The 15,668-nt window shown below is 34.3% G+C and carries 15 protein-coding genes; 3 read left to right on the top strand and 12 right to left on the bottom strand.

The genetic code is table 11. From position 1 onward, the window contains the following. Positions 1-12: 12 nt before the first annotated feature. The 4 genes from EKG35_RS06845 to EKG35_RS06860 all read right to left on the bottom strand — a co-directional run bounded on the left by EKG35_RS06845 (position 13) and on the right by EKG35_RS06860 (position 2,936). Entirely contained in the window at positions 13-627 is a 615-nt protein-coding gene (locus EKG35_RS06845) for a DUF2812 domain-containing protein (RefSeq protein ID WP_246020242.1), read from the bottom strand. A gap of 12 nt (positions 628-639) precedes the next feature. Next, entirely contained in the window at positions 640-954 is a 315-nt protein-coding gene (locus tag EKG35_RS06850) for a PadR family transcriptional regulator (RefSeq protein ID WP_126293698.1), read from the bottom strand. 469 nt (positions 955-1,423) lie between these two features. Next, the gene (locus EKG35_RS06855; protein WP_126293699.1) at positions 1,424-2,419 is read right to left on the bottom strand and encodes an LCP family protein; all 996 of its coding nucleotides are present in this window, start codon (positions 2,417-2,419) and stop codon (positions 1,424-1,426) included. Beyond that, positions 2,409-2,936, bottom strand: a complete 528-nt coding sequence (locus EKG35_RS06860) for a sigma-70 family RNA polymerase sigma factor (protein WP_126293700.1) — start codon at positions 2,934-2,936, stop codon at positions 2,409-2,411. Before EKG35_RS06860 ends, EKG35_RS06855 begins: the two co-directional genes overlap by 11 nt. A gap of 368 nt (positions 2,937-3,304) precedes the next feature. On the opposite strand from EKG35_RS06860, the gene EKG35_RS06865 reads away from it, so the two are divergent. The 3 genes from EKG35_RS06865 to EKG35_RS06875 all read left to right on the top strand — a co-directional run bounded on the left by EKG35_RS06865 (position 3,305) and on the right by EKG35_RS06875 (position 6,236). Further along, the gene (locus EKG35_RS06865; RefSeq protein WP_126293701.1) at positions 3,305-3,823 is read left to right on the top strand and encodes an RNA polymerase sigma factor; all 519 of its coding nucleotides are present in this window, start codon (positions 3,305-3,307) and stop codon (positions 3,821-3,823) included. Beyond that, positions 3,796-4,707, top strand: coding sequence for a sigma factor regulator N-terminal domain-containing protein (locus EKG35_RS06870; RefSeq protein ID WP_126293702.1), 912 nt, complete (start codon positions 3,796-3,798; stop codon positions 4,705-4,707). The genes EKG35_RS06865 and EKG35_RS06870 overlap by 28 nt, the downstream gene beginning before the upstream one ends. A gap of 1,076 nt (positions 4,708-5,783) precedes the next feature. After that, entirely contained in the window at positions 5,784-6,236 is a 453-nt protein-coding gene (locus tag EKG35_RS06875; protein WP_126293703.1) for an AraC family transcriptional regulator, read from the top strand. A 272-nt stretch (positions 6,237-6,508) separates the two neighbouring features. Here EKG35_RS06875 and EKG35_RS06880 read toward each other — a convergent pair whose 3' ends face one another. The 8 genes from EKG35_RS06880 to uvrA all read right to left on the bottom strand — a co-directional run bounded on the left by EKG35_RS06880 (position 6,509) and on the right by uvrA (position 15,665). Further along, on the bottom strand, positions 6,509-7,258 hold the full coding sequence (locus tag EKG35_RS06880; RefSeq protein WP_126293704.1) for an ABC transporter permease: 750 nt from the start codon (positions 7,256-7,258) through the stop codon (positions 6,509-6,511). Beyond that, a complete protein-coding gene (locus tag EKG35_RS06885) occupies positions 7,259-8,020 on the bottom strand; it encodes an ABC transporter ATP-binding protein (protein WP_126293705.1) in 762 nt (253 codons plus the stop codon). It lies immediately after the preceding gene. 173 nt (positions 8,021-8,193) lie between these two features. Continuing rightward, positions 8,194-8,535, bottom strand: a complete 342-nt coding sequence (locus tag EKG35_RS06890) for a DUF1048 domain-containing protein (protein WP_126293706.1) — start codon at positions 8,533-8,535, stop codon at positions 8,194-8,196. Between the two features lie 71 nt (positions 8,536-8,606). After that, entirely contained in the window at positions 8,607-8,927 is a 321-nt protein-coding gene (locus EKG35_RS06895) for a PadR family transcriptional regulator (protein WP_126293707.1), read from the bottom strand. Between the two features lie 562 nt (positions 8,928-9,489). Continuing rightward, positions 9,490-10,365: an aminoglycoside phosphotransferase family protein gene (locus EKG35_RS06900; RefSeq protein WP_246020240.1), complete on the bottom strand. Its 876-nt coding sequence runs from the start codon at positions 10,363-10,365 to the stop codon at positions 9,490-9,492. A gap of 118 nt (positions 10,366-10,483) precedes the next feature. After that, positions 10,484-11,032 carry a GNAT family N-acetyltransferase gene (locus tag EKG35_RS06905; RefSeq protein WP_126293709.1) on the bottom strand — a complete coding sequence of 183 codons (549 nt, stop codon included), beginning with the start codon at positions 11,030-11,032 and terminating at the stop codon, positions 10,484-10,486. Positions 11,033-11,472: 440 nt separating this feature from the next. Beyond that, positions 11,473-12,693: a DUF4097 family beta strand repeat-containing protein gene (locus tag EKG35_RS06910; protein WP_126293710.1), complete on the bottom strand. Its 1,221-nt coding sequence runs from the start codon at positions 12,691-12,693 to the stop codon at positions 11,473-11,475. Positions 12,694-12,797: 104 nt separating this feature from the next. Continuing rightward, positions 12,798-15,665, bottom strand: coding sequence for an excinuclease ABC subunit UvrA (gene uvrA / locus EKG35_RS06915; protein WP_126293711.1), 2,868 nt, complete (start codon positions 15,663-15,665; stop codon positions 12,798-12,800). Between the last annotated feature and the right edge of the window lie 3 nt (positions 15,666-15,668).

The following is a 15,668-nucleotide window of genomic DNA, read 5'->3' on the forward strand; positions in this document are numbered from 1 at the left end:
AACGCATTAAGACTAATTCAAAGTCTTTTCATACAATCTATTTGCTTTGTAACTAAAGAATAAAAATGAAATTAACGAAATTGGAATAACTAGCCATACTAAACCTCTGAAAAATGCAAAGGGTGTTTCAAACAAAAAGGCTCTCCAAAATGATAATCCGTGCATTTCCCACAATCCCTGTGTATAATACAATGATTTAGGATCAACTATTGCTTCTATATCAATAGCTCCTGTAGTTTGCAATGCAACGAAAATTGGTAAATAGCATATCGCCATCTGCATGAACATATTAGATAATCTTTTATATTTCCCAGCTCTTGATTTTTTATCTGAGAAAATATCATCATCACTATTGTGATCCATTTTTTTGAAATACTGTGCGCCTGAGCTTTTCGTTCCTATGATATGCTGCCAGCCACTATCTTCAAATAAAGTACAATATTCGATGAAATCCTCTTGCTTTTTAAATATTCTATAATCGATCTTAATTACTGTATCCTTAGGTTCTGCCTGACGAAATTTATACCCGAAAGAGACACTTTCTAATTGATATCCCTTATTCGCCATTTCTTTTAACCATTTTTCTTCTTTATCATAATCAATAAAGTATTTAAACTTTCTCATAATTTCCCCTCCAAATTATTTGTTCAATAATCTTTCTGTCACACGAATTAAATGCTGCATTCTTTCAAAATCCAATTTCAAAACTTCTAACCCTTTTTCCGTAATTACATAAGTTTTTCGACGTTTATCTTCACCTTTAACAGATTGGATTAAATCATGTTTTAGTAAATTTTCAATAGCTCCATAAAGGGTTCCAGCAGCTATTCTTACTTGCTGGTTACTTAATTCTTCAACCTTTTGCATGATAACGTACCCATGAGCAGGCTCTAACAAGGATAAAAGTACATAGTATGTGGTCTCTGTTAATGGTAAATGTTTATTTCTATTCATAATTTCCTCCAGCATCGATTAAGTTCAACTATACAGCTTAAATATACAGTTGAACTGTATAGTTTGATTATATACAGTCAAACTGTATATTTCAACAAAAATTACTTTAAAATTTTCACCGTCATTCAGTTTCCGAATGGGAGCGCCTACTTACTTTGTAGAGGATGATTACTTAGCAAAATTAGATACTGACTCAATACCAGACCCTTTGTTTGTATACGAACCTAGCAGAAGCTATGGTAACGTTCTGAGAACTAAATAAAATAGCCGATTCCTCAATGTACAGGAGGAATCGACTTTTTCGGTTTAACGCACTTAGCGTGCTAAAGTTGTGAAATGTTGATGGTTTCCATTTAAAGAAGTTATTTCACATTCTTGTGCTATTCATTTACTCATTTATCAATCTGTAGCTATTACATTTATTAGTAAGATAATTAAAACCTATCAGTTTAATGTTTAATATAACCGCTTAATTAAATGTTGTTAATTCTTCTGAAACCGAATTTAAAAAATCTTTTTCAAATTTAATATAGTAAGCCCCATTTATCTGCGTATCTTTCATTCCATCGATTAATGATACTAATTGAATCGATGGAAGTTCCATTTTATTCTCTACCAAATGATCAAATGGCATATTACCTTCTATCGTAGTAGTTAGTTCTTTTAATTGTGATTTTGGAAGTTCGTTTTTTGTTTTATGAATAACAGCACTAATGAGGTTGACTAGGTCTTCTTCACCCAAGCTTCTTTCCGTTGTAGCATCTACCATTAATGCCACAACCTCTTCTCCATTTAAATGATGCGTCCCCTTTTCGAATTCAAATGCCACTTGAGATATAGCTCTTACTTGAATATCTTCTTGCAAGTCGTACTCTATACCATTCATTAAATCTATCATTGATGAAAAGGTTTCTAAATCCATAACCGCATAATAATCAATTGTTAAATTAAATAGCTTAGACACTGTTGTTCTTACATTTTCAGCCCCTCCTGAACCGTAAACATAAGCATGGGTCAATTTATCATATAAAGTAGTTCCATCATTATCTAATATAGGAGCATAAGCATCTCGAGGGATAGATACAACTTTCATCATTTTTTTATCTTTACTATAAGTAAATAAAAGGTTAATAGGTATTCTATTATTCTCATCTTTCACCGTAAATAATGCAGTAAAATCTTTGTCTTCTGGAGCTACTACTCCAATTGAATCCGTTCCGTTATTTTCGTTATTAATATTTCCTTGAAGGATTGAAGGAATAAAGAAAAATATACACAAACCTACCGCTAACAAAGATACAGTCAGTGGAGCGAATTTTTTTGAAATAGATATAAGAGATTTCTTTTGTGTATGTTCATTATCCATTTTAATTTGTTCAAACACTTTATTACGGTCTTCTTTCGTAAATCTTAATTCTTGATCAGACACATTATTAAAGTTATATTTTATTCGTTTATCTTCCATTAAATTCAGCCTCCTTTATCATCGATTCTAATTTTTGCTTCGCTCTTCTTAATCGAGTTTTCACTGTATTAACTGGAATATCTAAAACGTCCGCAATCTCCTCTGTTTTTAATGAATCATAGTAGTACAGATAAATTACTTCCCTATACATTTTCGGAAGAGAAAAGATATTATCTTTGATTTCTTCGTTAGTATATTTATCGATAACTGCTTTTTCTGTTGATGGTAGTATTGACCTTGTCGTTTCACTTAAAATACTTCTTACTTGTACCTTTTTGTAATTCCAACTTTTTAAATAATCTTTACATTCGTTAATTGTTATACGATAAAGCCATGTTTTTATTTGTGCATCAAATCGAAACGAATCCAAGTTTTTATAGCATTTGATAAAAGTATTTTGAACCATATCCTTAGCAATCCCTATATCTTTCACATATGAAAATGCCAATCTTACCAACTCGTCGCCATATTCAATCATTATCTTTTCTAATATGAAATCTTTTTCTTCTTTGTCCAATCTACTACCCTCCCTTTCAACCTATTTCAAATTCTGCTATTAGACGATTACCAAATAATATTCGGTTCAATTTTATAAAAAAATTAATAAGACTTCTTTTATATAGTAGATAAACACAACTCGAACCAAATATGCCAAGTTATTTATACGGATTTACATAAAATTACTTCACTTTCCAATTCTTCATAAAAAAATATGTACAGAGCCACCAATCTGCTCGATGTGGGAAATTTCACTCTATAAATAACCTTTTTTCAGAAAACATCCTTTCGCAGTTAGTATATAATCGCTAAATATTGAGAATAAATTATTTTTTATTTGTCTACTTTTTCTATTCTTCAATCGTTGTATAAATGAGGAGGAAAAATATGAATCAAAAAGACACGTTCACCTCCTATCTAATTCAAATTGGAGAGGAAGTGTTTCTACTTTTACGCTCAAAAGGAGCATCAAAAGAAGATGCAGAAGACATTATTCAAAATACATTTTATAAAATCTATTCAATGTTAACTGACCTAGACGAAAAAATAATTCGTCAATGGTTTTATCGGGTAGCTCTCAATGAGTTTATTGATTTAAAGAGGAAAAAGTTTCAGCATAATGCTCCACTTTCTGATGAAATCCAATCAAAATTAGCAAGTGGGAATGCCGACTTTGAACAACTTTTTAATCAAGATGAAATAATGTATTTGTTGAAAAATGTAAAAAAAGAATATAGGGAGATTTTTGTTTTGAAATATTATTACGAATTTTCTTACGAGGAAATCTCACAATTACTTCATTTACATATGGATAATGTTAAGCAAAAGCTATACCGCGCAAGAAAAACAATTCGTACAGAAGTTGGAGGGATTAAAGCATGGATCCATCGATTCAAAATGCATTAAAAAAAGCAAAAAGAAAACAATGGATTATAATTACGCTAATTTCGATGGTCGTTTGTGTTATCTTATTATTTACATTTAATCGACTCGGAAACTATTTGTCTGCCCAAAATACAGCTCGATTACATGACAGTCTCTTTTTACAACACGCTATTTCTCAACCTAATGTAACCATTGACTCCCAAGTAACGGCTAATTCATCAATGTTTGGCGGCAATATTATTACAAACCGATCAAAAAATATAAATGGTTATCTAGTTCCTTGGAGTACTTTAACTAGCTCTTATTCGTGGTTTGGAGTTGATATTGACCACAACGAATTAATCCCTGGAATTCAATTAAATGGCACCAATAGTTATGAATACGATAAACAAACGAAGCAAAAAGTTGCAACCTTTTATCATCCGGCAATCGAACAATATTATGACGGGGTTCAAAATGAACTCGAGGAAGTTATTCAAATGAATAATTACGTCGCTGAGGTGGCTATCTCATTCAAAGAGCCGTTAACAATCAAACAAATTCGACAAAACATACCTGAAAATTTAAATATAGCTTGGCTTTATATGACGTCAGAAATTGTAGATGAAGATTCTGGGCCATCGAGTTTACCGGTTTACGGTTATTCAGATCCTGACCTTTCAAAAGAGGCATTCGCTGAATTTATCAATAATCTAAAACAATATGACAATAATCAATCAATCGAGGAAATCCAAAAATATATTGAAGAAAACGAAAACAAACCGTTTAACGAAGTTACAGTACTAGGTGTTATGGTAACAGGCCGTACTGAAAACTTTAAAGAACTGGTAGGGAAAGACTTTATTCGAGGAGCTTCAGTAGGAGTAACTGCACCAATTGTTCCGTATATTCAACCTATAAAATAGTAATTTGATATATATTGCAAATTGTAATTTGTTAAATATCTCAATCTAGGTATGATAGTTATAGTAATAGTGCCAACCCAGATTAGGATTGGCACTAAACTATTTCTTATTCGCAGCGCACTTGGAAGAAAGTGCTTAAAAAAGCGGTAAAAGTTCGTAAATATTATATGAAATCACATAAAAACCACTAAAAAGTGAGTGAAAAGTGAGTGAAACCGCGTAAAAAATAGTATCGTATCATTAAATATTTTTGATTACATTATTCATCCAACTTTTTAGAAGCAATCTCTAATTCTTTCTCTAAATATCTCTGAGGATCTCCCCATTGATATTTTTCCAAAAAAGTCTTTCCCAAATGTATTAACAATTAACTGCAAATCAATGATGAGTTTTCTTAGTTCTATTCTCTCTTTGTCACTTAAATTTCCTTTATACGATTCCTGCCCCAGCCTATACAATAAGTTCATAGAATTCCAATTAAATTCCGTAAAATTCCTTGGAAATTCGACTATTGACATTGATTAGTATGAACGGTTCTTTTCAAACTCTAATGCCAAACTATAAAGAGTTTGAGGTTTAATATCATTTAAGTTTCGATTATCCAAAGTCATTGCAGCTCGATAATAAGTTGCAATTTACTCTTTATATATTTCTCTCTGCTATTTTTCAATCAATTGATGTTGTTCAAACACGATATATCCTATTGAAATAATACAGATTATAGATATAAGAATAAAATACTTAATGAATTTTTCCATAGTAAGGTTAACTCATCTTGAGAAGATATTTATCCTTATTTTACCTAACATGTTTTAAGATGATAATGGTAATTAGTGCCGCTAGATATTAATCTATAAATGCATTTCTCTATATTACTTACCTACATACCTCCTTCTCAACAAAAAAAATAAGCGTTTGAGAAAATTCTCCCTTTACTTTAACTAAACTCCCGTTGCTAAAAACAATCAAAATAAAAATATTTAAAAAAGTTTAAAAATTACACTGAATTTGATTTTAAAGCATGTTACATTCAACCTGTATCATACAAATATGAATCAAGAAAGGAAGAAGAAATTATGAATTTTAAAATTGAAACAATTCCGAACTATCGTGTTGCTTATATGCGACGAGTCGGCCCGTATGGGAATGGAAACATTGAAGTGTGGGAGAATTTTAAAAAATGGGCTAAGGAGAAAAACCTTCTTAAATCAAATACTATACTACTTGCAGTTCAGCAGGATAACCCTGAAACAACACTACCTGAAAATTGTAGATTTGACGCATGTATTGTGATATCTGAGGATTATCAAATAGATGATTCAATCAGCGAGAATGAACTTCCTGGTGGAAAATACATGATATATGAAGTAAAACATACAAGAGAAGATATTCAAAATGCATATTCTAGTATTTTTCCATCTATACAAAAAAGCGGATATCAAATAGAAAATAAACCAATTTTCGAAAGATACATTGGTGATATGAGTAATAATCATTATTGCGAAATATGTATACCTATAAAACAATAATAATAATAATATTGTTTTATATAACATTGGAAAAATAAGAGAAGAAAAGTTAGTTATTATTATATTTAACTTCTTGTTCTTCTCTTATAAACTTTCCTCTTTAGACGGTTGAGAACTATTAGCTGTTTTGTTGAATAACAAAAAATTATTATATTAACAATAGTTTACCTTAGAATTTAAGAAATTAATTAAAGAACTGAAATTTCCCCATGCTTTCCCAAACATATTTTTATTTGTAAGGTTTAGTTGCCACGAGACAACCGATAGTTTCCTTACCCAAACTGGCGTTTAAATGCTTTACTGGCGAAAAAGTAAACGATAATCATGATGCCGACGCACCAGGAGAGCGCGATCCAGATATCTTTACCAATAGCCCCTTCATATAATAGGGCACGAATAGCATTCACGATTGAAGTTACGGGCTGGTTCTCAGCAAACAGACGGACAATTTTAGGCATGGTTTCAGTAGGGACAAAAGCCGAACTGATAAATGGTAGGAAAATCAGCGGGTACGAGTAGGCTGTCGCTCCTTCCATAGACTTCGCTGTCAATCCTGGAATGACCGCTAACCATGTCAGCGCCAGTGTAAACAGACCGATTATCCCAACTACCGCGAACCAATCCAGGAGATTAGCGCTGGAACGGAAGCCCATCAATAACGCGACCAGGAACACCAGCATGAGAGTCAGCGCATTGGAGACAAGCGATGTCAATACGTGAGCCCATAATACCGATGAGCGCTTGATTGGCATGGTAAACAATCGTGCCATCAGCCCACTATTTACATCTGTAAACAGCCGTACGGAAGTGTAAGCGACGCCGGATGCGATAGTAATCAGCAAAATTCCTGGCAATAAATAATTGACGTAGTTGTCCGTGCCTGTATCTATGGCGCCTCCAAATACATAAACAAACAACAACATCATCATAATCGGCGTAATTGCCACCGTGATAATTGTATCCGGGCTGCGCATTATGTTACGTATTAAACGCCCCAATAATACCCCTGTTTCGCTTTTCATTTATATTTCCTCCTTTTTGCAGATAATCGCAAGGAAAATATCCTCCAATGTCGGCTGCTTCTCGATGTATTCCACTTTTGCTGGTGGGAACATCTTTTTAAGTTCGGTAAGTGTACCGCTCGTAATAATTTTTCCATCGTGTAGGATGGCGATACGGTCTGCAAGTTGTTCAACTTCCTCCAGGTACTGGGTCGTCAGCAAAATGGTCGTACCATCACCGGCAAGCTCCTTGACGGTATCCCAGACTTCAATCCGTGCTTCGGGGTCAAGCCCTGTCGTCGGTTCATCGAGAAAAATGACTGCTGGTGTCCCTATCAGGCTCATGGTGATGTCAAGCCGGCGCTTCATCCCACCGGAATACTGGTCCGCTCGGCGGTTGGCCGCATCGGTCAGACTGAATTTAGCTAGCAGATCATCGGCAACTTGAGCAGGATTGGAAACTCCTCGCAACTTGGCGATCATTATCAGATTTTCTCGCCCGGTTAGCATGCCGTCTAAAGCTGCGAACTGCCCTGTCAGGCTGATGCTTTGTCGAACATAATCCGGTTGACGCTGGACATCAAAGTCGAAAATATTTATTTCACCGTCATCAAGCTTCATTAGCGTCGAGAGGATATTGACCATCGTCGTTTTACCCGCTCCATTTGAGCCCAGCAGTGCGAAAATTTCGCCACGTCGAACTTCAAATTCCACCCCCTTTAAGACTTCCTTGTCTTTAAAGGATTTTTTTAACCCTTTTACAGAAATCACTGCATTTCTCATATTTTTTCCTCCTTATAATTAGTGCCTTGCTTAGCGGAGCTAGATTCCCTACCTATCTACTTAGCATCACTGATAACTAGTATTACTTACTACCAGGTTGAAAAAAGTAACTGAATAGAGAAGGTGGCAATTCACATTTGTAACATCTATTCAGTCGGTATGATCTATAGAAATTATTTTTTTCCTAATCGGTTCTTGATACTCTCGTTCAAATCTTCACGATACTTAGCGACATATGTTTTAGCATTTGCTACTAGTTCATCGGCAAAGGATGCCACGTCGTCACCAGTGATTTCCAGCACTTTTCTGCCATCTGCAGCACCGGCTTCGAACAACTCGATTAATTCATATTGAATTTTAAGCATATCCATACCGTTGCCCGCTGCGAAATTCCACATGTAGTTTTGAATTTTCTTAAATACAAACTGGTATTCCTCAGGCAAGTCTTCAACCCGCGCCATCATCATTTTGTACTCTTTTTTATCACCTATCATTTTTTTGAACATTTCCATCATTTTATTTATCCTCCTTTTTTATAAAGCTGAACAAGATTTTCTAAAAATATTGGATGGAATATCTTATGCAGCTACGTTGATTTCAAAATGTTGATTTTTGAAGATACAAAATCCCATTTTTTCCAAAACAATTCAAGTTCTTGACGACCGGCCTCATTAAGTGAGTAAAACTTACGTGGTGGACCCATATCTGACGGTTTCTTTTCTACGTTTACCAGCTTTTTCTTTTCTAGTCGAACGAGGATGGTGTAGACAGTCCCTTCCACGACTTCGGTAAACCCGAGCTGGTTTAGGCGCCGGGTAATCTCGTAGCCATAGGTTTCATGGCGGCTGATGATTTCCAGCACACAGCCTTCAAGCGAACCCTTTAGCATTTCAGTTAAATTTTCCATGTTCAGTTCCTCCCCTATTCTGTCTGACTTATATTCAGTATTACTTAGTACCAAAGAAAATTTTAACTTAATAGCATTTGGGTAAACATGCTATTAAGTATTGCTTATTACAAGTATATTGCATTTAGTAGTAGAGGTGTCATTTATTTTAATTGCAACCTGTTATTATATATCATCTGTATTCAGTATTACTTACTACAGGTATATAGTAACACGTAGTAGATAGACTGTCAACTGGATTTCTAAAAATTTTTAAGTAGCTATGCCCATTGGATGAGAAACACTTTTATTAAATTAATCACCCTAATTATATTTAATTCAGTTTGTTCCAATTTAGTTACAACAATTCTTATTAAAGGTAACTGAACGGATAAATAAAGAAAGATTGTAATTTCTCCTCTGAAATTGCGCACTTTTACGGAATAACCAGAACATAATTCGAATCCTAAAATCAATTAGTTTTAAGCTTTACTACTGTGTTCGAGCCAAACCCTATAGGCATCATAAATCTCCAGTATCATCATTTGTGTAGAAACCCTATACCTCTATTCCTCTTTTGCTATCATTTAATATGATTTATCTTCATTTCACACTGAATGATATTTACAGCTTCTTCTAACATCTCTCTATTATTTCTTTTTATGCCTTCCAATAACAGTACAACATTGTCAGCTGTCAGGAAAAAATAGAGCTTTTCAAACTTATGTTGAATATTTTCTTCCTTTCTATGTTCCATCACATTTTTCGTAAATAATTCTCCAAATTCCTCCAACAAGTATAAATATTCATAATCAGGGTCACCAATTTTCATGTCACCAAAATCAATGATTCCAGTTAATTCTTGCCTCTTTTGATCAAATAGTAAATGGTCCATCGATAAATCAGCATAAAGAACCTTAGGTGAATATCTGAAATGGTTTTTATTTTTGAGGTATTTTTCAAATCGAAAAGAAATATAAGTTTGCATATCTTGATTGATTTTATTAAAGGCTTTTTCCTTCACCTCATTGAAAATATCTAAATAATATTGATAGAAGTTCTTTTCAGGAATATTTAGGCTTTTTGCCTGTTCAATACTGAATGAACAGACTTGATCTATAAATTCAGCAATTTGATAGGAGATTTTTTCTTTAGTTTCTGATGGCAATGAGCAAAATAGTTGTTCATTCATTGGTTCTCCTGTTAATAATCTGTAGCCGACAAAAGGGTATCCATTATCTTGTTTCCCACAATAAATAAATTCCGGTATGTTTAAAGAAATATGTTTTTTTAGGTAAAGTAACGCCTTTATTTCTTTCTTTATATCAATGGCCCCGTCTTTATCTTTTGGAAATCTAAATACGAGCTCATGATTGATCAGATAGGCAGTATTCATCCAACCCTCACCAAGTTGCATAATGTGATTAATTTTCATGTTTTCAAAATTACTTGTAATCATTTCCTTAACCCACTCAAACTTAGCATTTTTGAAACTGCTATCCATTTTACTCAGTCTCCTTTAATAGTATGGGTAGTGCCATTTCCAATAGACTCCAACCATTAGTTTTTCTTACAGCTCAACCTAATACCAAATCGCTAATCTTGATTCTCCAAATCATATGATCATATCCTTTGCCCCAATAGTCCTGTAATAAATAATTAGGCTCTCCAAATTTCTTTTTCCAAATTTTTTGTGAGCTTATATATCCACAATCTAAGCAAAATTCTTCTATGCCTCTACTCTGCAAAGTATAATACATCTTATTCAAAAGTAAATTCCCTATCCCCATTTTCTGGTAATAAGGATGAACGAATACTGTACCTATTTCAATTAGCTCTTTGAAGGCGTTGTTTGTACAATTACATATAAGATCACTTGCTGGACCATATTCAATTGAACCGATAATTTTATCACCATCTAAAGCAATCAAGAAATATCGTTTTTCGCCATTGCTTTCAAAATCACTTTTTAAGTATTTTTCCTTAACTTTAATTTCATCATAAATATCGTCTAACTTCTCACCTAAACCTTCTTTAATAAAAGTATCAGTAATCACTAATTTAAAAAATGAATTTAACTCTTTTATGTCCCCAGTTCTTGGCCTTCTTATCTCCACTTTAAGCATCCCAAACCTCCCAATTCTCCACTTAACACGAATTAGTTTATAAATTAAAATACTCCTTTTTATCCTCCTAAATAACTGCTATTAATTTTATTATAATATTGATAATTAAAATTTTACTGCATATTCATCGTGATGGATTTCAGTTTTTATTAGTTACTGTGGCGGTATTACTATCGTTTGCCTGAATTAAAAAAGCGATCCTTCACTTTTGAAGAATCGCGAATGATTGTGGAAATTTGAAAAACACGAAAGCTGTAAAAATAGTTCCCTAGTTATTTTGCTATATACCCTTATTGAATTAGTTATGAAACATTCAAGCAGATTATTAAAATTTAGAATTTGGTGAATTTCCCAGAAGTTGAATAAGGGATAAAAATTTAAGGACAATAGTTTCCTAATAAAAAAACGAATCGCATTCCACGATTCGTTTTTCCCAACCATTATTCAGCATTATATCTTACAATAATACTTCCTGTACGGGATTCTCCAGTTAATTTTAACATATTTGCATTTTCTATTATTTTATCGAAATGTAATGTTTTAAGTAAAAACTGATCTCCTTCAATACGTGTGACAGCATCGGCTAAACCAACATCTGCCTTCCCAAAGTTCGTTGTAACTTGTCCGTCTAATGATAATGTTTTCGGAATATATAATTCAACTGCTCCAGCAACGGTATGTGCTTTTATTTTCCGCGCATTTTCTGCATGCGTTGTGACAACGACAGCACCGTTTACTGATTCAGCCTCTACTTCTTGTATATGTCCATCAATATAAATTCGACCATTAACTGTTTCTACTTCAAGGTCTTCACCATGTACATTTCGAACTTCAATTGCTCCGTTGCCTGTTTCAATATTTGCATTTTGGAATGAAGACTGATCCAATTTAACAGCTCCATTATATGTCTTCACTTTTAAAAGCTTAGTATTCAGTTCTTGTATTGTTATCCCTCCATTTAATAAACGTAGGATAAAAACATCATACTGCTTCTCTGGTACAGTGAACTGAACAGATACTTGTGACATTTTCGAAGGAACTGCAATAGTTAATTTTCCATCTTGTAATTGTAAAAACTCTTCCTCAAATTGAGCCTTTGTTTTTTCTTCATCATGGTCATTAAGAGGTGCTTTTATTTTTGCTTCCACTAAAAATTGATTATCTTCTGCTTTTGCTACCTCTACCTTGCCGTTTGGAATTTCAAGTTCAAGGCCTCTTATATCCTCTGCATCGAATGCATAGGTTTTAGTAAATTGAACTTTTTCGCCAAAAGGAAACTCTAAATCAAAATCTTTAATTTTTGAGAAGGTTGTGTTCATTACTCCCATAACACGATTACTAAAATTAGATAAGTCTTCTTTTAAGTCATTCATAAACTCATCCATTTTTTTATTTGCTTCTTTATTGTTAAATGTTTTACCAAATATATCTTCAAAACCGGATGTTTTAGATGTTGTTTCTTCTTCTGCATTTTCTGTTTGCTGAGATGCATTATTCTCTTGTGATGTTTGTTGTTCCTCTTCTTTTGATGATAGAGAAGTTTTGCTCGATTGAGTGGATTCTTTTTCTTTTGTTAACGCCTCAAGTAAAACAATGGCCTCTTCTGCTGAGATTGTTCCGTTCTCGACTAATTTTAAAATTCGTTTACGCTCGTTTTCCATAAATAAAAAGCCTCCCTCTATTGTATATACAATTATACGCAGAGGAAGGCAGAAAAGTTTCATTTATTGGTTTTAACTATTTATTTTTACTACTAGCTCTTATATCATTTATTAGAAGCTTCGGCTAGCAACTCTTGCATTCGTTTTCGGTCACGTTCTAAAATTGGTTTTAAGTAACGGCCAGTATAAGAATTTTCATTTGCTGCAACCTCTTCAGGTGTACCTGTTGCAATAATAGTTCCGCCCTTATCGCCGCCTTCTGGACCTAAATCAATAATATGGTCTGCCGTTTTAATAACATCTAAATTATGTTCGATAACTAAGACAGTATCACCATTATCGACAAGTCTTTGTAAAACTTTCAACAGTCGAGCAATATCTTCTGCATGAAGTCCTGTTGTTGGTTCATCTAAAATGTAGAAGGATTTCCCTGTTGAGCGTCGATGCAGTTCCGATGCAAGTTTTACACGTTGTGCCTCTCCACCTGATAAAGTGGTAGCAGGCTGACCAAGCTTCATATAACCTAATCCTACATCTACTATCGTTTGAAGCTTCCTTTGAATTTTAGGGACATTTTCAAAGAAAACAACTGCATCTTCAATCGTCATATCTAATAGCTCTGCAATATTTTTTTCTTTGTAGCGAACTTCTAATGTTTCACGATTATATCGTTTTCCATGACATACTTCGCACGGAACATAAACATCAGGTAAGAAGTGCATTTCGATTTTGATTATGCCATCTCCACGACAAGCTTCACAGCGGCCGCCTTTAACATTAAAGCTAAATCGTCCTTTTTTATATCCCCGTACTTTCGCTTCATTCGTTGCAGAAAATAAATCACGAATATCATCAAAAACCCCAGTATATGTTGCTGGATTTGAACGAGGCGTACGGCCGATTGGTGATTGATCTATATCAATCACTTTATCTAAATGCTCAATGCCTGTTATTTCTTTATGTGCACCAGGTTTTGTACGTGCACGATTTAATTTTTGTGCTAGAGATTTATATAAAATCTCATTAATAAGCGTTGACTTTCCTGAACCTGAAACACCTGTTACAGCAATAAATTGTCCAAGAGGAATATCAACTTTGACATTTTTTAAATTGTTTTCTGATGCACCTTTAATTGTTAGTTTTCGTCCATCCGATTGTCGACGTTCAATTGGAAGAGGAATGAATTTTTTCCCGCTCAAATATTTGCCTGTAATCGATGCATCATTTTGCATCACTTCTTCTGGTGTACCGACAGCGACTATTTCACCGCCATGGACACCTGCACCTGGTCCAACATCGATTAAATAATCGGCAGCCATCATTGTATCCTCATCATGTTCAACGACGATTAACGTATTGCCCAAATCACGCATATTTTCTAGCGTTGCAATAAGTCGATCATTATCACGTTGATGCAAACCAATCGATGGCTCATCCAAAATATAGAGAACACCTGTCAGCCGAGATCCAATTTGAGTGGCAAGTCGGATACGTTGTGCTTCCCCGCCTGATAATGTTCCCGCTGAACGAGAAAGTGTTAAATAGTCTAATCCTACATTTATTAAAAAGCTTAATCGTTCAGTAATTTCACGGATAATCAACCTTGCAATTTGCATCTCTTTTTCTGTTAAAGATAAAGAAGAGAAAAATCCATACATTTCAGCAATAGAATGCTGGGTTGCTTCCGCAATGTGTAGACCTTCTACTTTTATCGCTAATGTTTCCGGCTTTAATCGATAGCCTTTACATGCTGGACAAGGCTGCTCTGCCATATATTTTTCCATTTGTTCACGTACCCAATCCGAAGTGGAATCTCGGAAACGGCGTTCAATGTTACGGACTACACCTTCAAATTCAATATCTTTATCATGAACGCTACCATATTCATTTTCATAGTGGAAATGGATGAGTTCATTACCTGAGCCATACAAAATTTTATCCATTTGACCTTTTGGAATTTGTGACACGGGTACGTCCATCGGGATGCCATAATGCTCGCATACTGCCTTTAATAACTGAGGATAGTATTGTGAGCTAGTTGGCTCCCATGCAGCAATCGCGTGTTCTTCTAAAGTTTTATCCCAATCAGGAATTAATAAATCTAGGTCTACTTCTTGTTTAGTCCCAAGCCCATCGCAGGAAGGACAAGCACCAAATGGACTGTTGAAAGAAAACATACGTGGTTCTAATTCTCCAATTGAAAAACCACAAAGTGGGCATGCATGGTGTTCACTAAACAGCAATTCCTCATGTTCCATTACATCTACTAATACTCTGCCATCTGCCAATTTACATGCCGTTTCAAGAGAATCACTCAGCCGTGCTGCAACACCATCTTTTATAACTACACGGTCTATGACAACCTCAATATTATGTTTTTTATTTTTGTCCAGCTCAATTGAATCATCTAAATCACGCATCTCTCCATCGATTCTTACTCGGACATAACCTTGCTTCTTTAAATCTTCCAATAGTTTCACATGTGTTCCTTTTCGTCCTGAAACCATTGGTGCCAACAATTGCATTTTTGTACGTTCAGGATATTCTAATAGTCGGTCCACCATTTGTTCAATCGTTTGGGATGTAATTTCAATGCCATGATTTGGGCAAATTGGTTTCCCTATACGTGCAAATAACAGACGTAAATAATCATAAATTTCTGTTACAGTACCGACTGTTGAACGTGGATTTCTGCTCGTAGTTTTTTGATCAATAGAAATCGCAGGCGATAGCCCTTCGATTGAATCAACATCCGGTTTATCCATTTGTCCTAAAAATTGACGTGCATATGCAGAAAGAGACTCGACATATCGTCGTTGTCCTTCCGCATAAATTGTGTCAAATGCTAGTGATGATTTACCAGAACCAGATAAGCCTGTTAATACGACAAGCTTATCTCGTGGTATTGTTACGTTAATATTTTTCAAATTATTCGAACGTGCACCTTGCACAACTATTTCTGTATTTTTCACGTT

This window comes from Lysinibacillus telephonicus, assembly GCF_003966145.1.
GTDB classification, from domain to species: domain Bacteria; phylum Bacillota; class Bacilli; order Bacillales_A; family Planococcaceae; genus Ureibacillus; species Ureibacillus telephonicus.